This is a genomic window from Sulfurirhabdus autotrophica (assembly GCF_004346685.1).
GTDB classification, from domain to species: domain Bacteria; phylum Pseudomonadota; class Gammaproteobacteria; order Burkholderiales; family SMCO01; genus Sulfurirhabdus; species Sulfurirhabdus autotrophica.
In genome coordinates this window covers 807983-832884 of record NZ_SMCO01000001.1, presented here as the reverse complement: position 1 = coordinate 832884, position 24902 = coordinate 807983, and the positions used below count along the sequence as shown (strand labels likewise).

At 45.8% G+C, this 24902-nt stretch carries 25 protein-coding genes and 1 tRNA gene; 21 read left to right on the top strand and 5 right to left on the bottom strand.

The features are described from left to right. The first annotated feature begins 140 nt into the window (after positions 1-140). From carB to EDC63_RS03995, 3 genes are all read left to right on the top strand, one after another. The gene (carB, locus tag EDC63_RS04005; protein ID WP_124947279.1) at positions 141-3344 is read left to right on the top strand and encodes a carbamoyl-phosphate synthase large subunit; all 3204 of its coding nucleotides are present in this window, start codon (positions 141-143) and stop codon (positions 3342-3344) included. 82 nt (positions 3345-3426) lie between these two features. Beyond that, positions 3427-3903: a transcription elongation factor GreA gene (greA, locus tag EDC63_RS04000; RefSeq protein WP_124947280.1), complete on the top strand. Its 477-nt coding sequence runs from the start codon at positions 3427-3429 to the stop codon at positions 3901-3903. A 9-nt stretch (positions 3904-3912) separates the two neighbouring features. Beyond that, entirely contained in the window at positions 3913-4374 is a 462-nt protein-coding gene (locus tag EDC63_RS03995) for a DUF4149 domain-containing protein (protein WP_124947281.1), read from the top strand. Here the strand turns inward: EDC63_RS03995 and yhbY are convergent. After that, positions 4366-4659, bottom strand: a complete 294-nt coding sequence (yhbY, locus tag EDC63_RS03990) for a ribosome assembly RNA-binding protein YhbY (protein ID WP_124947282.1) — start codon at positions 4657-4659, stop codon at positions 4366-4368. The genes EDC63_RS03995 and yhbY overlap by 9 nt on opposite strands. 30 nt (positions 4660-4689) lie before the next feature. On the opposite strand from yhbY, the gene EDC63_RS03985 reads away from it, so the two are divergent. The 4 genes from EDC63_RS03985 (at position 4690) to glmM (ending at position 9596) form a co-directional block, all read left to right on the top strand. Continuing rightward, on the top strand, positions 4690-5319 hold the full coding sequence (locus EDC63_RS03985; RefSeq protein WP_124947283.1) for an RlmE family RNA methyltransferase: 630 nt from the start codon (positions 4690-4692) through the stop codon (positions 5317-5319). Between the two features lie 128 nt (positions 5320-5447). After that, a complete protein-coding gene (ftsH, locus tag EDC63_RS03980; protein ID WP_124947284.1) occupies positions 5448-7349 on the top strand; it encodes an ATP-dependent zinc metalloprotease FtsH in 1902 nt (633 codons plus the stop codon). Between the two features lie 107 nt (positions 7350-7456). Beyond that, the gene (gene folP / locus EDC63_RS03975) at positions 7457-8236 is read left to right on the top strand and encodes a dihydropteroate synthase (protein WP_262982240.1); all 780 of its coding nucleotides are present in this window, start codon (positions 7457-7459) and stop codon (positions 8234-8236) included. Beyond that, complete coding sequence (gene glmM / locus EDC63_RS03970; RefSeq protein ID WP_124947285.1) at positions 8229-9596, top strand: phosphoglucosamine mutase; 1368 nt, start codon at positions 8229-8231, stop codon at positions 9594-9596. The genes folP and glmM overlap by 8 nt, the downstream gene beginning before the upstream one ends. A gap of 63 nt (positions 9597-9659) precedes the next feature. Here glmM and pstB read toward each other — a convergent pair whose 3' ends face one another. From pstB to pstS, 4 genes are all read right to left on the bottom strand, one after another. Next, positions 9660-10433, bottom strand: a complete 774-nt coding sequence (gene pstB / locus EDC63_RS03965) for a phosphate ABC transporter ATP-binding protein PstB (RefSeq protein ID WP_124947286.1) — start codon at positions 10431-10433, stop codon at positions 9660-9662. A gap of 24 nt (positions 10434-10457) precedes the next feature. Further along, the gene (gene pstA, locus EDC63_RS03960) at positions 10458-11303 is read right to left on the bottom strand and encodes a phosphate ABC transporter permease PstA (protein WP_124947287.1); all 846 of its coding nucleotides are present in this window, start codon (positions 11301-11303) and stop codon (positions 10458-10460) included. Positions 11304-11310: 7 nt separating this feature from the next. Beyond that, positions 11311-12273 (bottom strand): phosphate ABC transporter permease subunit PstC, encoded by a 963-nt coding sequence (pstC, locus tag EDC63_RS03955; RefSeq protein WP_124947288.1) that lies wholly within the window; start codon positions 12271-12273, stop codon positions 11311-11313. A gap of 106 nt (positions 12274-12379) precedes the next feature. Then, the gene (gene pstS / locus EDC63_RS03950) at positions 12380-13429 is read right to left on the bottom strand and encodes a phosphate ABC transporter substrate-binding protein PstS (protein WP_124947289.1); all 1050 of its coding nucleotides are present in this window, start codon (positions 13427-13429) and stop codon (positions 12380-12382) included. 433 nt (positions 13430-13862) lie between these two features. Here pstS and tpiA point away from each other — a divergent pair, with 433 nt between their 5' ends. The 14 genes from tpiA to nuoK all read left to right on the top strand — a co-directional run bounded on the left by tpiA (position 13863) and on the right by nuoK (position 24812). Further along, positions 13863-14618 carry a triose-phosphate isomerase gene (gene tpiA / locus EDC63_RS03945; protein ID WP_124947290.1) on the top strand — a complete coding sequence of 252 codons (756 nt, stop codon included), beginning with the start codon at positions 13863-13865 and terminating at the stop codon, positions 14616-14618. 36 nt (positions 14619-14654) lie between these two features. Further along, entirely contained in the window at positions 14655-15023 is a 369-nt protein-coding gene (secG, locus tag EDC63_RS03940; protein ID WP_124947291.1) for a preprotein translocase subunit SecG, read from the top strand. Between the two features lie 98 nt (positions 15024-15121). Continuing rightward, positions 15122-15206, top strand: a tRNA-Leu gene (locus EDC63_RS03935). Positions 15207-15360: 154 nt separating this feature from the next. Then, entirely contained in the window at positions 15361-15717 is a 357-nt protein-coding gene (locus tag EDC63_RS03930; protein WP_124947292.1) for an NADH-quinone oxidoreductase subunit A, read from the top strand. Next, positions 15708-16184, top strand: a complete 477-nt coding sequence (locus EDC63_RS03925; RefSeq protein WP_124947293.1) for a NuoB/complex I 20 kDa subunit family protein — start codon at positions 15708-15710, stop codon at positions 16182-16184. The genes EDC63_RS03930 and EDC63_RS03925 overlap by 10 nt, the downstream gene beginning before the upstream one ends. An 18-nt stretch (positions 16185-16202) precedes the next feature. After that, positions 16203-16796: an NADH-quinone oxidoreductase subunit C gene (locus tag EDC63_RS03920; RefSeq protein ID WP_124947294.1), complete on the top strand. Its 594-nt coding sequence runs from the start codon at positions 16203-16205 to the stop codon at positions 16794-16796. After that, positions 16789-18042 carry an NADH-quinone oxidoreductase subunit D gene (locus EDC63_RS03915; RefSeq protein WP_124947295.1) on the top strand — a complete coding sequence of 418 codons (1254 nt, stop codon included), beginning with the start codon at positions 16789-16791 and terminating at the stop codon, positions 18040-18042. Before EDC63_RS03920 ends, EDC63_RS03915 begins: the two co-directional genes overlap by 8 nt. An 84-nt stretch (positions 18043-18126) precedes the next feature. Continuing rightward, complete coding sequence (gene nuoE / locus EDC63_RS03910) at positions 18127-18600, top strand: NADH-quinone oxidoreductase subunit NuoE (protein WP_124947296.1); 474 nt, start codon at positions 18127-18129, stop codon at positions 18598-18600. Between the two features lie 5 nt (positions 18601-18605). Then, positions 18606-19868, top strand: coding sequence for an NADH-quinone oxidoreductase subunit NuoF (nuoF, locus tag EDC63_RS03905; RefSeq protein WP_124947297.1), 1263 nt, complete (start codon positions 18606-18608; stop codon positions 19866-19868). 12 nt (positions 19869-19880) lie between these two features. Then, a complete protein-coding gene (gene nuoG / locus EDC63_RS03900; protein ID WP_124947298.1) occupies positions 19881-22256 on the top strand; it encodes an NADH-quinone oxidoreductase subunit NuoG in 2376 nt (791 codons plus the stop codon). A gap of 36 nt (positions 22257-22292) precedes the next feature. After that, complete coding sequence (gene nuoH / locus EDC63_RS03895) at positions 22293-23321, top strand: NADH-quinone oxidoreductase subunit NuoH (protein ID WP_124947299.1); 1029 nt, start codon at positions 22293-22295, stop codon at positions 23319-23321. A gap of 17 nt (positions 23322-23338) precedes the next feature. Then, a complete protein-coding gene (gene nuoI, locus EDC63_RS03890; RefSeq protein WP_124947300.1) occupies positions 23339-23827 on the top strand; it encodes an NADH-quinone oxidoreductase subunit NuoI in 489 nt (162 codons plus the stop codon). A 28-nt stretch (positions 23828-23855) separates the two neighbouring features. After that, entirely contained in the window at positions 23856-24485 is a 630-nt protein-coding gene (locus EDC63_RS03885) for an NADH-quinone oxidoreductase subunit J (protein WP_124947301.1), read from the top strand. A 21-nt stretch (positions 24486-24506) separates the two neighbouring features. Continuing rightward, positions 24507-24812, top strand: a complete 306-nt coding sequence (nuoK, locus tag EDC63_RS03880; RefSeq protein WP_124947302.1) for an NADH-quinone oxidoreductase subunit NuoK — start codon at positions 24507-24509, stop codon at positions 24810-24812. Positions 24813-24902: the final 90 nt, after the last annotated feature.

The window sequence follows — 24902 nt, the reverse complement described above, 5'->3', positions numbered from 1 at the left end:
TCAAATTAAGTTTTATTCAACACAGAGGCATAGTGAGTATTGAAGGCCGGAACAGCGGTAGAAAAGCCGCAAAACTCATTTTGTCAGTTCTGAAATGACCTACTGAACCCCTGTGTTCCAGCGGTGAAAAGTTACTAAATATGCCAAAACGTACTGATATAAAAAGCATTCTCATCATCGGTGCCGGTCCAATTGTTATCGGGCAGGCGTGCGAATTTGATTACTCCGGAGCGCAAGCTTGCAAAGCGTTGCGAGAAGAGGGCTATCGCGTCATTCTGGTGAACTCTAACCCAGCCACGATCATGACTGACCCGGATATGGCAGACGCTACTTACATTGAGCCGATTACCTGGCAAATTGTAGAGAAAATTATTGAGAAAGAGCGTCCCGATGCGCTTTTGCCGACCATGGGTGGGCAAACTGCACTTAATTGCGCACTTGATCTGGCAAAGCATGGTGTCCTTGAGAAATTCGGCGTGGAAATGATCGGTGCTTCCCGTGAAGCCATCGACAAAGCCGAAGATCGTGAGAAGTTCAAACAGGCAATGACTAAAATTGGTCTGGCGAGCCCGCGCTCTGCGATTGCACATAGCATGGAAGAAGCAACGCAAGTGCAGGCGATGGTTGGTTTTCCTACGATCATCCGTCCTTCTTTCACGATGGGAGGGAGCGGTGGCGGTATTGCTTACAACCGTGAAGAATTTAATACTATCTGCGAACGCGGTCTGGAAGCTTCACCCACACACGAACTGCTGATTGAAGAATCGCTGATCGGGTGGAAAGAATATGAAATGGAAGTGGTTCGTGACAGCCACGACAACTGTATTATTATTTGTGCCATTGAGAATTTTGATCCGATGGGCGTGCATACTGGTGATTCCATCACCGTAGCGCCAGCCCAGACGCTGACAGATCGCGAATATCAGATCATGCGGGATGCCTCCATCGCAGTATTACGTGAAATTGGCGTGGATACCGGTGGCTCAAATGTCCAGTTTGGTATTAATCCGGCTGATGGTCGAATGGTGCTGATTGAAATGAATCCGCGTGTGTCTCGTTCTTCGGCACTGGCTTCCAAAGCGACAGGATTCCCGATAGCCAAAATCGCGGCGAAACTCGCAGTAGGCTTTAGCCTGGATGAATTAAAAAACGATATTACCGGTGGCAAAACACCTGCATCATTTGAGCCAAGTATCGATTATGTGGTCACCAAAATCCCTCGTTTTGCATTTGAAAAGTTCCCCAAAGCCAATGACAGGCTGACCACTCAGATGAAATCAGTGGGTGAAGTCATGGCCATTGGCCGGACTTTTCAGGAATCTCTGCAAAAAGCGTTACGAGGTCTCGAGACGGGTAACGATGGGCTGGATGAAAAAACCACTGAAAGAGATGTCATAGCTAAAGAACTAGGTAATCCGGGACCGGAACGCATCTGGTATGTTGCAGATGCGTTCCGGATTGGCATGACTTTTGAAGAAATTCAGAGTTATACCTTTATTGACCCATGGTTTCTGACTCAGCTTGAAGATTTGGTGAAACGTGAACAGGCTTTGTCTGGCAGAGAGCTGGAAACGATTTCTAAAGATGAACTCCGAAAGCTGAAACGTAGCGGTTTTTCTGATCGCCGACTAGCCAAACTACTGAATACAAATCAGCATGCAGTTAGAGCAAAACGCTGGGAGCTGGGAGTGCGGCCGGTATACAAGCGTGTGGATACCTGTGCAGCGGAATTTTCAACGGATACAGCTTATATGTATTCTAGTTATGAAGAAGAGTGTGAGGCGCAGCCGACAAATAAGAAAAAGATCATGGTGCTGGGCGGCGGTCCAAACCGAATTGGTCAGGGTATTGAATTCGATTATTGTTGCGTACATGCGGCCCTTTCAATGCGTGAAGACGGTTATGAAACCATTATGGTTAATTGTAATCCGGAAACCGTATCGACAGATTATGATACCTCGGACAGATTGTATTTTGAGCCGTTAACCCTTGAGGATGTGCTGGAAATAGTTGCTGTAGAAAAACCATTTGGCGTGATTGTTCAGTATGGTGGGCAGACCCCACTAAAATTAGCGCGTGACCTTGAAGCCAATGGTGTGCCCATTATTGGTACCACGCCTGATATGATTGATTGTGCTGAAGATCGCGAACGTTTCCAGAAGATGCTGCAGCAAACAGGCCTTTTGCAACCGCCAAACCGTACTGCCCGTGCACCTGAAGAGGCAATTCGACTAGCTGAAGAAATTGGTTATCCATTGGTAGTGCGCCCTAGCTATGTTCTGGGCGGTCGCGCGATGGAAGTCGTTCATCAGCAATCAGATCTCGAACGTTACATGCGTGAGGCAGTAAAAGTTTCTAATGATTCTCCTGTTCTACTTGATCGTTTCCTGAATGATGCGACAGAAGTGGACGTGGATGCCGTGTGCGATGGTGAATCCGTGCTGGTTGCCGGTATCATGGAACATATTGAACAAGCAGGTGTGCATTCCGGTGATTCTGCCTGTTCGCTTCCTCCTTTTAGTTTATCCCCGGAAGTTCAGGCTGAACTGAAACGACAAACTGTTGTGATGGCAAAAGCATTGCAGGTTGTAGGATTGATGAATGTGCAGTTTGCTATTCAGAATAATACGGTCTACGTTTTGGAAGTCAACCCACGCGCATCACGCACCGTTCCATTTGTATCTAAAGCAACAGGCGTTCCACTGGCAAAAGTGGCAGCGCGCTGCATGGTGGGAAATACCTTGGCTAATCAAGGGGTTGAAAAAGAAGTCATTCCTCCCTATTATTCAGTAAAGGAAGCAGTATTTCCATTCATCAAGTTTCCTGGTGTTGATACCATACTAGGGCCTGAAATGAAGTCTACTGGTGAAGTGATGGGAGTGGGTGCCACTTTTGCAGAAGCTTTTGTTAAATCACAATTGGCCGCAGGTGAGCGTTTGCCTTCATCTGGCAAGGCATTTATCAGTGTTAAACCCTCAGATAAGCCTAAGGCTATTGATATTGGACAAACATTGGTGAGGCTTGGGTTTACCTTATATGCAACTCGCGGTACTGCAGCCGTGTTGATTAAGGCAGGTTTGGCGGTAACGCCTGTAAACAAAGTAGCTGAAGGTCGCCCACATATCGTTGATATGATTAAAAATGGCGAGATTAGTCTGATCGTTAATACGGTAGAAGATAAACAGGCCGTGAAAGATTCTTATGAGATCCGGCGAGCCGCGCTGCAAAACAAGATAGCGTATTACACTACATTGGCGGGTGCGCGAGCGGCTTGTATTGGTTTGCAACATATGGAAGAATTGCAGGTATACGAACTACAAGGTTTGCATAAGCGCCTGGTATAATAATTGAAACGCCGGTAACGCAATGATTCATCATTTGTGTTACCGGCGTTTTATATTGCATTTTGAAGGAGTAGTACTGTAAATGAACAAGATTCCCTTAACCGTTGTTGGCGCAGAGGCCCTGCGCGCTGAGTTGCATCAACTTAAAACAGTAGAAAGGCAGAGCGTTATTGCCGCAATCGCTGAAGCACGCTCTCATGGCGATCTTTCTGAGAATGCAGAATATGACGCTGCCAAAGAACGTCAGAGCTTTGTAGAAGGTCGGATCGCTGAAGTGGAAGGCAAGTTGTCCAATGCACAAATTATTGATCCAACGCAATTGGATGTTGATGGGCGGTGTGTATTTGGCGCTACGCTTGATCTTGAAGATCTGGAATCTGGCGATAAAGTGACCTATCAAATTGTGGGTGATGACGAAGCAGATATAAAAAAAGGGAAGATATCCATTGGTTCGCCCGTTGCGCGCGCGCTTATCGGTAAATATGCAGGTGATGTGGCTGAAGTGCAGGCTCCAGGCGGTATACGTGAATATGAAATTTTAGACGTAAAATATATCTAGGAACTGACCCTGAAAAACTTTGCTGATAATTTAGCTGTTTTTGCTATCACTCTTTGGGTGGGCGGATTGTGGGCCATAGGTTATATGGCCGCACCGACACTATTTGCAAATTTATCCGACAGAGCATTGGCTGGAATGCTGGCAGGGAAATTATTTACCTTGATAGCTTATGTCGGCATGGCATGTGGTTTTTACTTGCTGATATTTCGTTTGGCAAGAATGGGCGTAGCTGCACTTAAGCAAAAGGTATTCTGGCTGGTTCTGGCCATGCTGGCACTGACAATTGCAGGTCATTTTGGTATTCAGCCTGTGATTGCAGGTCTCAAGGCACAAGCAATGCCGCGAGAAGTGATGGAAAGTGCTTTCCGAAGCAGATTTGCTACATGGCATGGTGTTGCCAGCATTGTTTATTTGGTGGAAAGTCTGCTCGGTTTGTGGTTAATTTTCCAGCACAAGGCTGGATCAAGGTAATTTCAGTTTGGGTTTTGCAGCAGGACGATAAATGATCAACGTTTTCCCAATATGCTGTACAGTAACTGCATTTAGTTTGGTACAGATTTCGGAAAGTATGGTTTCACGTAAAGTCCTGTCATCACCGGCAACTTTAATCTTGATCAGTTCATGACTTTTCAGGCTATTATCCGTTTCTTTTAATACTGATTCGGTTAACCCGGAATCGCCGATCATCACGACCGGACTAAGTGCGTGTGCCTGAGCACGTAAAAAACGGCGCTGAGCGGGGGTAAGTGTTAACATGGCAACCTCAAAAATCCTGAATTCTACCCGATGAAACGAACCAAAACCAGTAAAGCATGGATGCGCGAGCATATTAATGACCCCTACGTGAAGCTTGCAAAGCAGGAAGGGTATCGTTCGCGCGCCGCTTTCAAGTTATTGGATATAGATGAGCGCGATAATCTTTTTCGTTCTGGAATGGTGGTGGTTGATTTGGGAGCTACCCCGGGGGGGTGGTCGCAAGTAGTCGCCCAAAAGGTAGGATCATCCGGAAAAGTGATCGCACTGGATATTCTGGAAATGTCGCCCCCTGCAGGTGTGACTTTTATTCAGGGTGATTTTCGTGAGGATGCAGTGCTGGCACAACTTGCTGATGCGCTGCAAGGCAAGCAGGTTGATCTGGTTATTTCTGATATGTCGCCTAATATAAGTGGCATAGGGCTCTCTGATCAGGCAAGAAGCATGCATCTGGTTGAACTTGCGATGGATTTTGCTGTCAATTACTTGAAGCCAGAAGGAGTATTCCTGGCGAAAGTTTTCCAGGGAGTAGGTTTTGAGGAGTTTGTTCAAACTATGCGCGCTAATTTCAAGCAAGTTCAAACACGTAAACCAAAAGCATCGCGTGACCGAAGCAGCGAACTATATCTGTTAGGTAAAGAATTGAAAGGTGAATCGGCGTAGTTCAGGGCTGTTAAATTCCCTGTGTTTTAAGTCTTGAAATTTGAAAATTAGCCCTAACATAAAATACTAATGTGGTTTAGAATGGGTTTTAATAGAATAATTGTTGTGTAAATTAGGTTAATGAATAAATGAATAATCTGGTTAAAAATATTGCTATCTGGTTAGTTGTCGCACTTGTGTTGATGACTGTATTCAATCAGTTCAGCAGTCGTCAGGCCGCGCAAAGTCAGATAGAGTATTCCCAGTTTCTTGATGAAGTAAGGCAAGGGCATGTTTCCAAAGTTACGATAGAAGGCCGCATTTTGAAAGGTCAGAAATCGGATGGTAAACGTTTTACGACTTATGCCCCTTCTGATCCTTGGATGGTCAGTGATCTGCTGAAAAATGGTGTCATCGTTGAAGCGAAACCTGAAGAAGAAGGTTCCTTCCTGATGAATATCTTCATTTCCTGGTTTCCAATGTTGCTCTTGATTGGCGTATGGGTGTTCTTTATGCGTCAGATGCAAGGCGGGGGCAAGGGTGGCGCGTTCTCATTCGGAAAAAGCAAAGCACGCATGCTTGATGAGACTACCAATACTGTCACATTTGCTGACGTAGCCGGTTGTGATGAAGCTAAAGAAGAAGTGGGTGAGTTAGTTGAGTTTTTACGCGATCCAAGCAAATTTCAGAAGCTTGGTGGCCGCATTCCTCGAGGTGTGCTGATGATTGGTAGCCCAGGTACCGGAAAAACCTTGCTGGCCAGAGCGATTGCTGGCGAAGCTAAAGTGCCTTTCTTCAGTATTTCTGGTTCAGATTTCGTTGAGATGTTTGTTGGTGTAGGTGCAGCTCGGGTGCGTGATATGTTTGAGCAAGCCAAGAAAAACTCACCATGTATCATATTTATAGATGAAATTGATGCGGTTGGTCGCCAGCGCGGTGCTGGTCTGGGAGGTGGTAATGATGAGCGCGAACAGACGTTGAATGCATTGCTGGTAGAAATGGATGGTTTTGAAGGGGTATCTGGCGTTATTGTAATCGCAGCGACAAATCGCCCAGATGTGCTGGATCCTGCTTTGTTGCGGCCTGGTCGTTTTGACAGGCAGGTGGTTGTATCATTACCGGATATTCGTGGACGCGAGCAGATTTTACTGGTACATATGCGCAAAATTCCTATGGCGCCTGATGTGCGTGCGGACATCCTGGCTCGTGGCACACCCGGGTTTTCCGGTGCTGACCTGGCGAACCTGGTAAATGAAGCCGCTTTGTTTGCAGCCAGAGGCAATAAGCGTTTGGTGGATATGGATGATTTTGAACGCGCTAAAGACAAAATCATCATGGGTGCTGAGCGTCGTTCAGTTATCATGCCTGAGCATGAGCGTCGTAATACCGCTTACCATGAATCTGGGCATGCGGTGGTTGCGAAACTGTTAACAAAAACAGATCCTGTACATAAGGTGACGATTATTCCACGTGGCAGAGCATTGGGTGTGACTATGCAATTGCCTACCGAAGATCGTTACAGCATGGATCGAGAAAATATTTTGCAAAATATTTCAGTCTTGTTCGGCGGCCGGATTGCTGAAGAAGTTTTCATGAATCAGATGACAACAGGTGCCAGCAATGATTTTGAGCGTGCTACCGAAATGGCACGTCGAATGGTTACGCAATGGGGTATGAGTGATGTGTTGGGGCCTATGGTCTATGGAGAAAACGAAGGCGAAGTCTTCCTTGGTCGCTCAGTAACCACTCACAAGAATGTCAGTGAAGCCACTATGCAAACGGTTGATGTGGAAATTCGTCGTATTATTGATGAGCAATATGCGTTAGCGCGTCGTCTGATTGAAGAAAATCGCGACAAGATTGAAATGATGACAAAAGCCTTATTGGAGTGGGAAACTCTTGATGCGGATCAGATCAATGACATCATGGAGGGGAAATCACCTCGTCCACCCAAACCAAGTCAAAGCTCTGTGACGCCGCCTCCACAGGATAATACCCCTAGCGCACCAGCGCCAACTGTAACAACGACAAAACCTGCTGAAGAAGCGTAATTTAATGGAATTCCAGGGTGAGAGAATATTCTCACCCTTTTTTTATTTCTATCATTATGTACCTGCAGTGCGGAAAATATAGATTTTCACTTGAACGTCCCTTGATCATGGGGATTGTTAACCTGACCCCCGATTCCTTTTCTGATGGTGGCAAATTGATGTCTCATCAGTCAGCCCTGGACCATGCAATTCAACTCATGGAAGAAGGTGCCCATATTCTGGATATAGGTGGGGAGTCTACACGTCCCGGGGCATTTCCCGTTGATGCGTCTGAAGAATTAAAACGTATATTGCCCCTTGTCGAAGCGCTGTCGGAACAAAACATCCCTGTTTCTGTAGACACACATAAACCAGAAGTAATGTCTGCCGCAATTGAAGCTGGCGCATGCATGATTAATGATATCAATGCATTGCAATCGGAAGGAGCACTGAGGGTGGTGGCAAGTTCTTCAGTTGGCGTGTGTCTGATGCATAAGCAGGGTATACCTGTGAACATGCAAGTATCCCCGCAATATGGAGATGTACTTGTGGAAATCCTTGCGTTTCTCCAAGAAAGAGTTGCTCTTGTTTCACATGCGGGTATTTCACCTGACCGAATTGTGATTGACCCTGGTTTTGGTTTCGGCAAAAGCTTGGCACATAATGTACAATTATTGAATCGGCTAGAGGAATTTCATAAAGTTGGGGTTCCGGTGCTGGCAGGTTTGTCCCGAAAATCTATGTTGGGGGCAATTACTGGACGAGAAGTAGGGGGGCGGATGGCTGCCAGTATCACAGCAGCTGTATTAGCAGTACAAAAAGGCGCAAAAGTTGTGCGAGTCCACGATGTAAAAGAAACAAGAGACGCCTTGGAAATTATTCATGCAATAGAGGGGAAACATGAGTAGAAAATATTTTGGTACGGATGGTGTGCGCGGCAAAGTGGGTGAGTTGCCGATTACCCCGGAATTTGTCATGCATCTTGGCTATTCAGCAGGTAAAGTGCTTGCCGGTTCAGACAGGCGCCTACCTTCCGGAGAACGCCCAGGTGTGATCATTGGTAAAGATACGCGAATTTCCGGGTATATGCTGGAATCCGCCCTTCAGGCGGGACTTTCGGCTGCTGGTGTTGATGTCATGCTGGTTGGTCCTATGCCTACTCCAGCGATTGCGTACCTGACTCGTGCTCTGCGGTTACAAGCTGGCGTGGTGATCAGTGCGTCGCATAATCCATTCGAAGATAACGGTATTAAGTTCTTTTCTGCCTCAGGTAGCAAGTTACCAGATAAAACAGAACGTGCCATTGAAGCTGGCCTGAGTGAACCGATCGTTGCCATGCCATCTGCTCAGCTTGGAAAAGCTAAGCGGATAGAAGACGCTGCAGGCCGTTATATTGAATTTTGCAAAAGCAGTTTTCCAAATGAACTGGATTTGCGTGGCATGAAGATCGTGGTGGATTGTGCGCATGGTGCAACCTATCATATTGCGCCTCATGTATTTCATGAATTAGGGGCTGAAGTTATTGCGATTGGTAACCAGCCTGATGGCCTGAATATTAATCATCATTGTGGTTCAACTGAGCCGGCTGCATTGCAGGCTGCTGTAAAAAAACATAAAGCGGATATAGGTATTGCTCTGGATGGCGATGGTGATCGCCTGATTATGGCTGATGCTGATGGTGCTCTATATGATGGCGATCAACTGCTTTATGTGATTGCCAAGCAACGTCAGAAAAGCGGAACGCTAAGAGGCGGGCTGGTTGGAACCTTAATGACCAATCTGGGCATGGAACATGCGCTTGAAAAACTGAAAGTCCCTTTTGCCCGCGCAAATGTGGGTGACCGATATGTGATGGAAATGCTTCAGCAAAAAGGCTGGTATCTGGGCGGAGAAACTTCAGGGCATATTTTATGTCTGGATAAGCATACTACGGGCGATGGTATCGTTTCTGCGCTTCAGGTATTGCACGCGTTGCGAGTTGGAAAATCTACTTTGGCTGAAGCCACAAAGGATCTTACGCTGTATCCGCAAATTCTGATTAATGTGCGTGTCCCCAAAACGTTTGATTTCCGTGACAATATTCCAATTCAAGCAATTCTGGTGGAGGCTGAGTGTTCTTTGGAGGGGGCTGGCAGGGTATTGCTGCGACCTTCTGGAACGGAGCCACTAGTCAGGGTAATGGTAGAAGGAAAATCCCGGGAGAAAGTTCAGAGTTGGGCTGATACGATTTCAGAAACTGTACGCAAGGAATCGGCACTAACAGAATAGTCGATAAATAAAATTAACGCAGGTTGATGTTATTGAGTAACATCAACCTGCGTTAATGCAGGATTAACCAAACTTTCCAGAAATATAATCTTCAGTTGCTTTCATCTTTGGCGTGGTGAAGATCATGTTGGTATCTGCAAATTCAATCAATTCACCCAGATACATATAGGCAGTATAGTCAGACACCCTGGCTGCCTGTTGCATGTTGTGCGTCACAATTACAATCGTATAATCTTCTTTCAGTTCATGAATTAACTCTTCGATGTGTGCTGTGGATATGGGGTCAAGTGCTGAAGCGGGCTCGTCCAGCAATACGACTTCCGGTTTGACCGCAATTGCCCGCGCAATACACAGTCGTTGCTGCTGTCCCCCAGAAAGGCTGTTGCCGCTTTGTTTGAGTTTGTCTTTAACTTCATCCCATAATGCAGCTTTACGCAGTGCCCATTCAACCCGCTCCGCCATTTCACGACGTCTCAGGTTTTCGTACAGTTTTACACCAAAAGCGATATTGTCGTAAATTGACATGGGAAAGGGGGTTGGTTTCTGAAAAACCATACCAACCTTGGCCCGTAATTTATTCAGATCCTGCCCCGAATCCAGGATATTCCCGCCGTCCAGAATAACTTCACCCGTTGCTTTTTGCTTGGGATAAAGTTCATACATCCTGTTTAAGGTGCGAAGCAATGTTGATTTTCCACAGCCGGAAGGGCCAATAAAAGCGGTAACCTTCTTCTCGGGAATATTCAGATTGATATTCTTCAGGGCATGAAATTTGCCGTAGTAAAAATTCAAGTCCTTGATAAGGATTTTTGGATTCGTGATGATCGGATCGCTCATTAATCTCGTCCTGTTAATCGGTTTTTAATGCAGCGCTGTCTTTTGACGGAAAAATACGCGAGCAAAGATGTTTAGAGTAAGTACGCCAAGTGTAATAAGCAGTGCGCCTGCCCAGGCCAGGTGTTGCCAATCTTGATAAGGACTCATGGCAAACTGGAAAATGACAACTGGCAGGTTAGCCATTGGCTGGTTCATGTTGCTGCTCCAGAACTGATTGTTCAAGGCAGTAAACAGAAGTGGCGCTGTCTCGCCGCTGATACGTGCAACCGCAAGCAGGAGTCCAGTCAATATGCCGGCACGTGAAGCGCGCAGTGTAACCAGCATGATGATTTTCCATTGTGGTGCACCCAAAGCTGCTGCGGCTTCACGTAGCGTATTTGGAACGAGTCGCAGCATGTTTTCTGTTGTGCGCACAACGACCGGAATAACGATGAGTGAAAGTGCCATTGAACCGGCCCAGCCCGAAAAGTGTTTCACATTGACGACGTAAACTTCATAGATGAATAGGCCAATAACGATAGATGGCGCACTGAGAAGAATGTCATTGATGAAGCGTGTTGTTGGTGCAAGCCAGCCTTTTTGTCCAAATTCAGCCAGATAGGTCCCCGCTAAAATGCCAACCGGCGTGCCAATCAGAGTGGCAACCATGGTCATGAAGAAGCTGCCCACTATGGCATTGTAGAGACCGCCATTACTACCGGGTGGTGGCGTCATTTGTGTGAACAGGGTAGGGCTGAGGCCGTGAAAACCTTGCGATAACAAGGTCCAGAGAATCCAGCCCAGCCAGAACAAGCCAAATGCCATTGCAAGCAATGATATTGTCAGGTTAAAGCCGTTAACGAAGCGTCTGCGTAGGTAGCGAGTATCCATATATTTTTTAAGTTTGTTTGCCTTCACGCTTGGTGAGTTGGGCCAAGAGCAATTTGGATAGAGATAATACTATGAAGGTAATCAAAAACAGTATCAGGCCTAATTCAATTAGTGCAGAGGTATAAAGTTCACCAACTGCTTCAGTAAACTCATTGGCAAGCGCAGAAGAAATGCTGTTTCCTGGCATAAGAATGGAAGAATTCAGTTCGTGTGCGTTACCAATAACAAAAGTGACGGCCATGGTCTCACCTAATGCACGTCCCAGGCCCAGCATGACTCCACCCACAACACCCATTTTCGTATAGGGTAGAACAATGTGCCTGACAACTTCCCATGTGGTTGAACCTAACCCGTATGCAGACTCTTTGAGCATGGGAGGCACTATTTCAAATACGTCGCGCATCACAGATGCAATAAATGGAATGACCATAATGGCCAGAATCAACCCGGCAGTAAGCATGCCGATTCCCATAGGTGGCCCTTGGAATAATGGACCTATAAGCGTTATTTCTCCCAAATGTTCTGTAAGCCATGGCTCAACATGCTCGGCAAACGCAGGTGCAAATACAAATAATCCCCACATGCCATAAATAATACTGGGTATCCCGGCCAGAAGTTCAACTGCGATACCTAAAGGACGCTTCATCCAGCGAGGGGATAATTCAGTCAGGAAAATGGCAATGCCAAAACTGACAGGCACGCCGATAAGTAAAGCAATGACTGAAGTAACCAGGGTACCTACAATTGGCACCAGAGCACCGAATTGTTCAGTGACGGGATTCCATTCAGCGCTGAACAGAAAGCCAAATCCAAATGCTTTCATTGCAGGAAGACTGCCAATGAATAATGAGATAACAATGCCTATCAGGATTGCGAATACCAGGAAAGCAAACAGCCTGGTCATATTGCGGAACAGAATGTCTAGCAGCTGATGTCTTTTGAGGCGAGCGTCAGTAAATAATTTTGACATTATCTTGGATATAAATATTAAAAGGGGCCAGATTCGGCCCCTTATTATATTAGCAATATGTGTAAATTGTTATAGTTGCTATTAACAATTTTTATATTGCATTATTTTAGAGAGCCTTACCACCGGCATCCTTGATCTGTTTTTTCCAGGCATCCTGGATGAGTTTGACAACTTTATCCGGCATGGGAATGTAATCCAGTTCCAGTGCCATTTTGTCGCCATCTGTGTAAGCCCAGTCAAAGAATTTTAACACCGCTTTGGCTGCTTCTGGCTTGTCTTGTGTTTTATGCATCAGGATAAAGGTAGCGCCAGTGATAGGCCAGCTTTTTTTACCAGGCTCGTTGGTCAGGATTTCGTAAAAACCCGGAGCGTGCTCCCAGTCAGCTCCTGCTGCAGCAGCTTTGAAAGACTCTTCCTCAGGTTTAACAAACTCACCTTCCTTGTTTTGTAACTGCGTGAAGCTCATTTTGCTTTGCAGTGCATATGCGTATTCTACGTAGCCAATAGAGCCTTTGATTTGCTTGACATAGGATGCCACGCCTTCGTTGCCTTTGCCGCCAACACCAGCAGGCCATGATACTGAGGCTTCTTCACCTACTTTGGTTTTCCACTCTGGGCTGACTTTAGAGAGGTAGTTTGTGAAAATGAAGGTAGTGCCGGAACCATCGGAGCGGTGCACAACGGTAATGGCTGAATCAGGCAGGTTTACACCTTTGTTTAAAGCAGCGATTGGCGCTTCGTTCCATTTTTTGATTTTGCCCAGAAAAATGTCTGCCAATACTGCACCAGAGAGTTTAACTTGACCAGGTTGAATATCCGGAAGATTGATTACTGGAACTACGCCACCCATAACGGTAGGAAATTGCATCAAGCCATTTTTTTCCAGATCCTCTGGTGTAAGGGGTTTGTCTGAAGCACCAAAATCGACGGTTTTAGCGATAATTTGTTTGATACCACCACCTGAGCCGATGGATTGGTAGTTCATTTTAACACCGGTTTTAGCTTTATAAGCTTCAGCCCATTTGGCGTATACAGGGTAAGGGAATGTTGCGCCGGCGCCAGTAATGGTCATATCGGCTGCAAAAACTGAGGCGCTGCTAAGTCCTGCAGTAATGAAGAGAGTGGTGATTAAACTTTTATTCAATAAAGATTTCATTTGTTCTCCTGGTATTTTCTCAATTAACAATCAGGCCTGTCAAAGTGTTGTTCCTGAAGTGCTGCAACGAATGTTAAAGGAACTGTGTTACAGAAATATTACAATTATTACAGTGTAGGTGAAATTGCAGAAAAAGAAATTGATTGTCTTATGATGCTAGTGTCTGCCCATTTCCAGTTTGATCAAATTATTTGATTGAGTGCTGATTGGGCACTTGGATTAATTGGATATAATAAGGTGTTGTGATGTGTTTATGAAGAATTAAGGCAGTATGCTGCAATGCAAGTGAATTGCTAGAATCTTGAGGTAGAGCATGTGTTTTTTAATTTTGAAGTAGATTGAAGCATTTCTGGCTCACAATTGTGGCAGTGCCGGGATTGACCAAATGTGCCTTCATAGGTACTATTGAGTGCTTTGCAAGCTGGGGTTGGTTATGCGGGAAAAGTTGGTAGTTGGTAACTGGAAAATGCATGGTAATCTGGCGCAGAATAAGGCTCTGCTAGATGCTATTGTGCCCGCTATGGCTGGGTTTAAAAATGTTGGTTGCGCAGTTTGTGCACCATTTCCTTACTTGTCACAATTGCAGTCGTTATTGCAAAGCACAAATATATCCTGGGGGGCTCAAAACCTCAGCGAGCATAGTAAAGGTGCATTCACAGGGGAAGTTTCGGCTGAAATGCTGGTTGATTTTTCCTGTACTTATGTGATTGTTGGTCATTCTGAACGTCGTAGTCTGTACGCTGAAAGTGATCAAACTGTTGCAGCCAAGTACGTTGCAGTTCAGCAAGCTGGCATGACGCCCATTCTGTGTGTAGGTGAGTTGCTGGAAGAGCGTGAAAGTGGTGTGACTGAACAGGTTGTGGCGCGGCAGTTGGATGCAGTAATTGAACTGGCTGGTGTAGCATCTTTCGCTAAAGCGGTAGTGGCTTATGAACCTGTATGGGCCATTGGAACGGGAAAAACGGCTTCTCCGGAACAAGCGCAAGCTGTTCATGCCTTCATCCGTTCAAAGATTGCAGGTTTAGATGCGGATATAGCGAAAAAATTAGTCATTCAATATGGTGGCAGCGTCAAGGCATCGAATGCTGTCGAACTTTTTTCAATGAGTGATATTGATGGTGGCCTGATTGGCGGCGCATCTTTGATTGCTGAAGAATTTGTGGCTGTTTGTAAGGCTGCTCAGGGTTAATGCTTTGCTGAAAAGGCAAAGCTTCATGAGGTTATGATGGAATTAGTAATTTGGGTTTTTCACGTAGTGGCAGCGGTTAGTGTTATTGGCTTGGTGCTATTGCAACATGGTAAAGGCGCCGATATGGGTGCTGCGTTTGGTAGTGGTGCATCTGGCAGCGTGTTTGGCTCCTCTGGCTCAGCAAACTTTTTGAGCAGAGCAACCGCTGTGCTGGCTGCTGTATTTTTTGCAACCAGCCTTGGCTTGACTTATCTATCTAGCCATAAGTCTAAGCCGGTTGGGGTTATGGAGTCGCACCAGCCGCTTACGCAACCTGCTGCAACAGTGAATGCTAAACCGGTCGATGCGACTGGGCAAATTAATACAGGCAACGCCGGGTCAAAAGCCAGGGAAATACCGAATTAATTATTAACAGGACGAGCATGGCTATTCATGCTTCTGGTAATTATTAGTCAGGTCAGGTTGTCAATGCGGAAAAGCAAACCCCGCTTTTCTGTCTACTTGCCGATGTGGTGAAATTGGTAGACACGCCGTCTTGAGGGGGCGGTGGCGAAAGCTGTACCAGTTCGAGTCTGGTCATCGGCACCACAAATTTGTGTTGAAAGAACATGAATTCAGTTACGAATTAACCTGATGGATCAGGTTGAATGGATATCGTTCTCAGGCTTGACATGGGCCTTAAACCGCAACTAAACTAAATTTTTTACCTTGTGTAACTAGGTATTCTTCTGGAGCGAATTGGATGCTAGAAAGTTATTTTCCGATTTTGCTGTTTGTAATCGTCGGTCTGCTGGTAGGCGTTGGGCCTATGCTGATCGGTTGGTTGCTTGCACCAAACCACCCCGACAGTGAGAAGCTTTCTCCTTATGAGTGTGGATTTGAGGCATTCGAGGATGCGCGCATGAAATTCGATGTGCGTTATTATCTCGTCGCTATCCTGTTTATTTTGTTTGATCTGGAAATTGCCTTTCTCTTTCCTTGGGCAGTTGTGCTCAATGAAATTGGTCTGTTCGGATATCTGGCAATGGTTATTTTCCTTGGTATTCTGGTTGTAGGCTTTGTTTATGAGTGGATGAAAGGAGCCTTGGAATGGGAATAGAAGGTGTATTGGAACAAGGCTTCGTCACTACGTCTGCAGATAAACTGATTAACTGGACGCGCACTGGATCGTTGTGGCCAATGACTTTTGGTCTGGCGTGCTGCGCTGTTGAAATGATGCAGGCAGGTGCTTCGCGATATGATCTGGATCGTTTCGGGATAGTGTTTCGTGCTAGCCCGCGTCAATCAGATGTGATGATTGTAGCTGGTACGTTGTGCAATAAGATGGCCCCAGCTTTGCGTAAAGTTTATGATCAGATGGCAGAGCCGCGCTGGGTGATTTCGATGGGTTCATGTGCTAATGGTGGCGGATATTACCATTATTCTTATTCTGTTGTACGTGGCTGCGACAGGATTGTACCGGTTGATGTTTATGTTCCTGGCTGCCCGCCGACTGCTGAGGCATTGCTTTACGGCATTATTCAGCTTCAGAATAAAATTAAGCGCACTAATACAATTGCTCGTTAAAGGATTCTGGATATCAATATGAGTTCCAAGTTGGAAACACTCTCGCTTTGCCTGAAAAGTGCTTTGGGCGACAAGTTGACGAGCCTCACCGAACGGCTTGGCGAATTGACAGTTGTCGTTTCGGCAAATGACTTGTTATCTGTTGCTGAAACCCTGCGTGATCACCAAGACTTGCATTTTGAAGAGTTAATTGATCTGTGTGGAATGGATTATCTGGATTATGGTGATGGCTTATGGGAAGGTAAACGCTTTGCAGTGGTATACCATCTGCTGTCGGTCAGTCTGAACCATCGATTGAGATTACGTGTTTTTGCCCCAGAGGATGACTTCCCGCTCATTGGCTCAGTCAATGAAATCTGGCCCTCAGCTAACTGGTTTGAACGAGAAGCTTTTGATTTGTTTGGAATTGTCTTTGACGGCCATCCGGATTTGCGTCGTATTCTGACTGATTATGGCTTTGTTGGACATCCTTTCCGTAAGGACTTCCCGTTAAGTGGCAACGTAGAAATGCGTTACGACCCAGATCAGCAGCGAGTGATTTATCAGCCAGTGTCAATCGAGCCGCGTGAAGTCACACCGCGCATCATCCGTGAGGAGAATTACGGTGGCTGAGATTAAAAACTACACTTTGAATTTTGGTCCACAGCATCCTGCAGCCCATGGTGTTTTGCGTTTGGTGCTGGAACTGGATGGTGAAGTGATTGAACGTGCTGACCCACATATTGGGCTGTTACATCGTGCTACTGAAAAGTTAGCTGAACACAAGACCTATATTCAGTCAGTGCCTTATATGGATCGGCTTGATTACGTTTCAATGATGTGCAATGAGCACGCCTATGTCATGGCGATCGAAAAGCTGATGCAAATTGATGTGCCAATTCGCGCTCAGTATATCCGTGTGATGTTCGATGAAATTACCCGTTTATTGAATCATTTGTTGTGGCTTGGTGCCCATGGGCTGGATATTGGCGCCATGACGGTATTTTTGTACGCCTTTCGAGAACGCGAAGACCTGATGGACTGTTACGAGGCGGTTTCCGGTGCTCGTATGCATGCAGCTTATTATCGGCCGGGTGGTGTATACCGTGATTTGCCTGACACGATGCCACAATATCAGGCATCGAAAATCCACAATGCCGCTGCAATCAAAGATATGAATACGAACCGTCAGGGATCGTTACTGGATTTTATTGATGATTTCACCAAACGTTTCCCGAAGTATGTGGATGATTACGAAACCCTCTTGACGGATAACCGGATTTGGAAGCAACGTACGGTTGGAATCGGAGTGGTATCGCCTGAACGCGCTAAGGCATTGGGTTTCACCGGGCCAATGTTGCGTGGCTCTGGAGTGGAATGGGATTTGCGCAAGAAGCAGCCCTATGAAGTTTATGATCAGCTGGATTTTGATATTCCAGTGGGTGTTAATGGTGATTGTTATGATCGCTATCTAGTGCGTATGGAAGAAATGCGCCAATCCAACCATATTATCAAGCAGTGTGTTGACTGGTTGCGTATTAATCCCGGACCAGTGATGTCTGATAACCATAAGGTTGCGCCACCTTCACGTGTAGACATGAAGCAGAATATGGAAGAGTTAATCCATCATTTCAAACTGTTTACCGAAGGGATGCATGTGCCGGCAGGTGAAGCGTATGCGGCTGTCGAACATCCGAAAGGAGAGTTCGGTATCTATTTGGTATCTGATGGATCAAATAAGCCTTATCGTTTGAAAATTCGCGCGCCTGGTTATCCTCACCTGGCCGCATTGGATGAAATGGCTCGTGGTCATATGATTGCAGACGTTGTCGCAATTATTGGTACACAAGATATTGTTTTTGGTGAAATTGACCGTTGATGAATATGATTTTTTTCAATGGTATGACTGTGCATGTATGTGCGGTAGCAAGTATGTCTTTGACCATCTGTTGTGGATTATAAAATGCTGACATCCGATTCTCTCGCACAAATTGATAAAGAAATTGCTAAATATCCGGCGGATCAAAAACAATCTGCTGTAATGTCTGCGTTGCGGATTGCGCAGATTGAAAAGCGTTGGCTTTCTACTGAACTGATGGATTTTATAGCACACTATCTGGGCATGCCGGCTATTGCAGTATATGAAGTCGCGAGCTTCTATAATATGTATGAAATGCACCCCGTTGGTCATCACAAAATCACGGTATGTACCAATCTTTCCTGTACATTGGTCGGTGCGCTGGATATTGTTGAACATTTAAAAAAGAAGCTGGGGATTCAGATTGGGGAAACGACAGATGATGGCAAATTTACTCTACGTGAATCCGAATGCATGGGCGCATGTGGAGATGCCCCATTGTGCACGCTCAACAATCATAAAATGCTCAGTTATTTGACTCCAGAAAAGATCGATCAGATTTTAGCGGAGCTGGAATAGATTCTATGAATGAAGTGATTTTTAACACCCAGCATTTAGATAAGCCATGGACACTCGAAACCTATCGCAGCTCTGGTGGGTACGAAATGCTGAAAAAAGTGGTTACGGAAAAAGTGCCATCGGAAGAAATTATCAGTGAAGTCAAAAAGTCAGCTCTGCGCGGGCGTGGTGGCGCCGGTTTTCCAACCGGGTTGAAGTGGAGCTTCATGCCTCGCCATTTTGACGGTGATAAGTATCTTGTTTGTAATTCTGATGAAGGTGAGCCAGGGACTTTCAAAGACCGAGATATTTTGCTTTTAAATCCTCATGTACTGATTGAGGGAATGGCTATTGCTGCCTATACGATGAATGTTAAGGTAGGTTACAACTATATTCATGGCGAAATTTTCGAAGCATACGATCGTTTTGAAGCTGCGCTGGAAGAAGCCAGGGCGGCGGGGTTTTTGGGCGACAACCTGTTCGGCACCGATTTTAGCTTCAATCTGCATGCCCACCATGGGTATGGAGCTTATATTTGTGGTGAAGAAACAGCCTTGCTGGAGTCTATCGAAGGTAAAAAGGGACAGCCACGTTTTAAGCCACCATTTCCGGCTAGTTATGGACTTTACGGAAAGCCAACTACGATTAATAACACTGAAACATTTGCCTGTATTCCCTACATTATTCGGCATGGCGGCCAGCAATTTCTGGAATTGGGTAAACCAAACAACGGTGGTACAAAAATATTCTCTGTATCCGGACACGTTAACAAACCGGGTAATTATGAGGTTCCAATGGGAACACCATTCAGTGAGTTACTTGAAATGGCTGGCGGAATGCGAGGCGGTCGCAAACTTAAAGCCTGTATTCCGGGTGGCTCGTCTGTGCCTGTAGTGCCTGGCGATATCATGATGGATGTCACTATGGATTACGATGCTATTGCAAAGGCCGGTTCCTCTTTGGGGGCCGGTTCGGTCATCATCATGGATGATACGGTTTGCATGGTGAAAGCGCTGGAAAGATTATCGTATTTTTATTACGAGGAATCTTGCGGTCAATGTACGCCCTGTCGTGAAGGGACCGGTTGGCTGTACAGGATTGTTCATCGTATTGAACATGGAAAAGGCAAACTGGAAGATCTGGATTTGCTGGTAGACGTTTCAAACAATATTGGTGGCCGAACCATTTGTGCTTTGGGGGATGCGGCAGCAACGCCGGTCAAAAGCTTCATCAAGCATTTTCGGGAAGAATTTGAATATCACATCAAGCACGGCAAGTGCATGGTGTAATTGAGAAAAAGTATGTTAAACATTGAAATAGACGGCAAGCAGGTATCTGTTCCAAGTGGTAGTACCATTATGGATGCAGCTAACCAGGTGGGTGTGTACATTCCCCATTTTTGCTATCACAAAAAGTTAACGATCGCTGCCAACTGCCGCATGTGCCTGGTTCAGGTAGAAAAAGCAGCAAAGCCTTTGCCTGCTTGTGCAACACCTGCAACGGACGGGATGAAAGTTTTTACAAAATCAGATTCTGCTCTCAAAGCGCAAAAAGGCGTAATGGAGTTTCTTCTGATCAACCACCCTCTGGATTGTCCTATCTGTGACCAAGGTGGTGAGTGCCAGTTGCAGGATCTGGCAGTAGGTTATGGTGCCAGTAAATCCCGTTACGAAGAAGAAAAACGCGTAGTCTCAAACAAGAATTTAGGGCCGCTTGTAGCGACGGATATGACCCGGTGTATTCATTGCACACGGTGTGTACGTTTTGGCCAGGAAATCGCCGGCATAATGGAAATGGGGCAGGTGGGACGCGGCGAGCATTCAGAAATTATGCCCTTTGTTGAAAGCACCATTAATTCCGAATTATCCGGTAATATTATTGATCTGTGTCCTGTTGGTGCTTTGACCAGCAAACCATTCCGTTATACCGCCCGCACATGGGAGCTATCCCGTCGCAAATCAGTCAGCCCTCATGACGGGCTTGGCAGTAACCTGATTGTGCATGTGAAGCAAAATCGTGTCATGCGTGTTTTGCCTGCTGAAAACGAAGAAATTAACGAGTGCTGGATTTCGGATAAAGATCGCTTCTCCTATGAAGGTTTAAATTCTGAAGACCGTTTAACTGTTCCCATGATCAAACGTGGTGGCGAATGGCGTGAATGCGAATGGCAGGAAGCATTGGAGTATGTCGCCAATGGTTTGACGCGCATCAAGCAGGATTTTGGCGCTGATCAGATTGGTGCTTTAGCAATCCCCCACAGCACACTTGAAGAGCTATATCTATTACAAAAACTGATGCGCGGTCTGGGTAGTGGGAATGTGGATCATCGTTTACTGCAGTCAGATTTTAGTGCTGATGGACAGTTACAAGGTGCGCCATGGCTGGGGCAAAGTATTGCCTCTTTGGAAGAGCTGGATCGTGTATTGGTAATTGGCAGCACGCTACGGAAAGATCACCCGTTGATTGCCTTGCGTTTACGTAAAGCGGTAAAACATGGCGCGGAACTGAACATTGTTAATCCGGTTGATGAAGATTTATTGACGCAAGTTGCCAACAAAGCGATAGTTTCACCGGTTGCTATGGTAAACATGCTTGCACAAATTCTTAAAGCGCTTGCTGAAATTAAATCAATCGATATTCCTTCTGCATTGAAGCAGCAAGTGGATTCGGTCACTGTTTCTGATTCTGCGCAAGCCATTGCCTCCAGCCTTGCTCAAGGCGAGCGCAGGGCTGTACTGTTGGGTAATTTGGCTCAACATCATCCCCGTTATGCAGAACTCTCAGGCATTGCTCAGACGATTGCAGAAATGGCTGGTGCCCAGTTTGGCGTTCTGGGTGAAGCTGCAAATAGTGTTGGGGCTTATGTCGCCGGGGCGGTGCCTATGTATGGATCAATGGGTGAAACTGCAAAAACCGGTTTGAATGCTGCCGCTATGCTTGAAAAGCCGCTGAATGCGTATATTTTGCTTGGCGCAGAAATGGAACTGGATAGCTATAACCCTCAGCAGGCAATACAGGCAATGCAATCGGCTGATTTGGTTGTTGCCATGAGCGCCTACAAACATGGCGCGATGGACTATGCTGATGTGATGCTGCCAATTGCTCCTTTTTCCGAGACATCAGGTACCTTTATTAATACGGCAGGTCGTGTTCAAAGTTTTCATGGTGTAGTGAAACCACTTGGTGAAACCAGGCCTGCTTGGAAAATTTTGCGTGTTTTGGCAAACCTGCTGAATTTAAAAGAATTTGAGTATGACAGTACTGAGATGGTGCGTGCTGAAATGCTCGGAAAGGGTGATGAAGCCATTCAGGCCAGGCTGAATAACTTGCAACAAAACATTTCGGTGCAGTCTGTGGATGTACCTCCAGTCAGTAATCTGCAACGGGTGGGTGAAATCCCTGTTTATCAAGCTGATCCGGTAGTACGTCGGGCAGAGTCGCTACAACGCACCCAAGACGCTGCTGCACCTGAAGCATTTATGCATGGTGATCTATTGCAGAAGTTGCAAATATCAGAAGGCGGTATGGCGATGGTTCGCCAAAAGTCAGGCCAGGCAACCCTCAGAGCTATGCGCGATGATCAATTACCTGGTGATTGCGTTCGTATTGCTGGTGCACATGCTTTAACAGCGAGTTTGGGTGAGCTGTTGGGTGAGATTGAAGTAGAGAAGGCATAACCTTTTCATGGATATAGTTAAGGGCTTATTTTAATAATGGCATTTTTCCAAGAACTCTTTGGCTTTACCTGGCCGGCAGTCTGGGCACTCATCAAGATTGTTGCAATCGTTGCTCCACTGATGATCGGTGTCGCCTATTTAACCTTGGCAGAACGCAAGGTGATCGGTGCGATGCAAGTGCGTATTGGTCCCAATCGGGTCGGTCCATTTGGTTTGCTTCAGCCAATCGCAGATGGTCTGAAGCTGATGTTCAAAGAAATCATTATTCCAACCGGCTCTAATAAAATATTGTTTGTGTTGGCGCCGGTATTGACTATTGCACCTGCACTGGCAGCCTGGGCAGTGATCCCGTTTAGTCCGGAATTGGTGTTGGCCAATGTGGATGCAGGGCTGTTGTATATCATGGCAATTACATCCATGGGTGTCTATGGTGTCATCGTTGCAGGTTGGGCATCCAACTCTAAATATGCCTTTCTGGGTAGCTTGCGTTCTGCTGCTCAAATCGTTTCTTATGAAATTGCCATGGGATTTGCGCTAGTTGGTGTGTTGATGGCGTCACAAAGTCTGAATCTGGTCGATATCGTGAATGGCCAGCAAGGCGGTATATTTAGTTGGTACTGGCTACCATTATTTCCGTTGTTTATTGTTTATTTGATTTCTGGTGTGGCTGAAACCAATCGCGCACCTTTTGACGTGGCAGAAGGCGAATCGGAAATTGTCGCAGGTTTCCACGTGGAATATTCCGGTATGGCTTTTGCGGTCTTCTTCCTCGCTGAATATGCCAACATGATTCTCATTGCTACCCTGACAGCGATTATGTTTCTTGGTGGATGGCAACCGTTATTTGAATTTGCTCCTTTCACCTGGATACCTGGTTTTGTCTGGTTTATGTTCAAGATTGCTTTTGTCTTGTTCCTGTTTTTATGGTTCCGTGCCACTTTCCCGCGTTATCGCTATGATCAGATCATGCGTCTTGGCTGGAAAGTATTTATACCGATTACGTTAGTCTGGATCCTGGTGGTTGGCGCCGCTATGCAGACACCTTATGCGTATCTGTTTCATTGAGAGCGGGAGAGAATATTATGAACCGCATCAAAAATTTCTTAAGCAGTCTGTTGTTGGCTGAATTACTTAAAGGCATGGCTCTGACTGGGCGTCATATGTTTGCGCGCAAAATTACCGTACAGTTTCCGGAGGAAAAAACACCTCAGTCTCCGCGTTTTCGTGGTCTGCACGCATTGCGACGTTACCCTAATGGAGAAGAGCGCTGTATTGCTTGTAAATTGTGCGAAGCAGTATGTCCAGCATTGGCTATTACCATTGAATCTGAACAGCGTGAAGATGGTACGCGCCGCACAACGCAATACGACATTGATTTGACCAAGTGTATTTTTTGCGGTTTTTGTGAGGAATCCTGCCCGGTTGATTCGATTGTTGAAACCCGCATACTGGAATACCACGGAGAAAAGCGAGGTGATTTGTATTACACCAAGCCTATGCTGTTAGCTGTAGGCGATAAGCACGAAGAGCAGATTGCAAAAGATCGTGCTGCAGATGCAAAGTATCGCTAAAGTTTGAAGCGGTTTTTAGGATATCAATATGAATTTTGAAACATTTGTTTTTTATTTTTTCTCGGCAATATTGCTGTTTGCCGCAGTGCGCGTGATTACAGCGCGTAATCCTGTGCATTCCGCATTGTTTCTTGTGCTGGCGTTTTTTACTGCGGCCGGACTTTGGATTATGTTGGAAGCAGAGTTTCTGGCGATTACGCTGGTATTGGTCTATGTCGGTGCAGTGATGGTGTTATTCCTGTTTGTCGTGATGATGCTCGACATCAATCTGGACAGATTACGTGAAGGATTCTGGAATTATCTGCCTCTAGCCGCGATTGTCGCTGTATTCATGGTGTTTGAGATGGTCGTAGTGCTGGGCAGTAAGCATTTTGGGCTTTCTATCGTTCCAGCACCGCAGACGCATGCTGCAGGCTACAGCAATACCAAGGAATTGGGGCGTCTCTTGTATACAGAGTATGTGTATCCATTTGAAATTGCCGCTGTAGTGTTGCTGGTAGCGATTGTGGCAGCCATTGCTTTGACAATGCGCCGTCGCAAAAATACCAAATCTCAGGATGCCGCACAGCAAATTGCTGTAAGGCGAGAGGATAGGGTTCGTCTGGTATCAATGAAGGCGGAGAAGAAAGAAATTGCTCCAGCCGAAACCGGTCAATAGCAGGTTACAAGGGGAATTCAGGTGTTGTCTTTATCACACTATCTAGTACTTGGCGCGATCCTGTTTTCGATCAGCGTTGTAGGTATTTTCCTGAATCGGAAAAACGTCATTATTTTGCTCATGGCAATCGAACTTATGTTGCTTGCGGTAAATATGAATTTCATTGCATTTTCGCATTATCTTGGTGACATATCCGGACAGATTTTTGTGTTCTTTATTCTGACTGTTGCGGCAGCTGAATCTGCAATAGGGTTGGCAATTCTCGTGGTGCTGTTCCGTAATCTGCGGACTATCAACGTGGATGATCTAGACCATTTGAAGCACTAATATCGGGACGTTTATTTCACCGTTATGAAAATTTTCTCTGTTAGGTTGATATAACACTTTGTCCCTGAAAAATAAACAAGTCGAGCAATT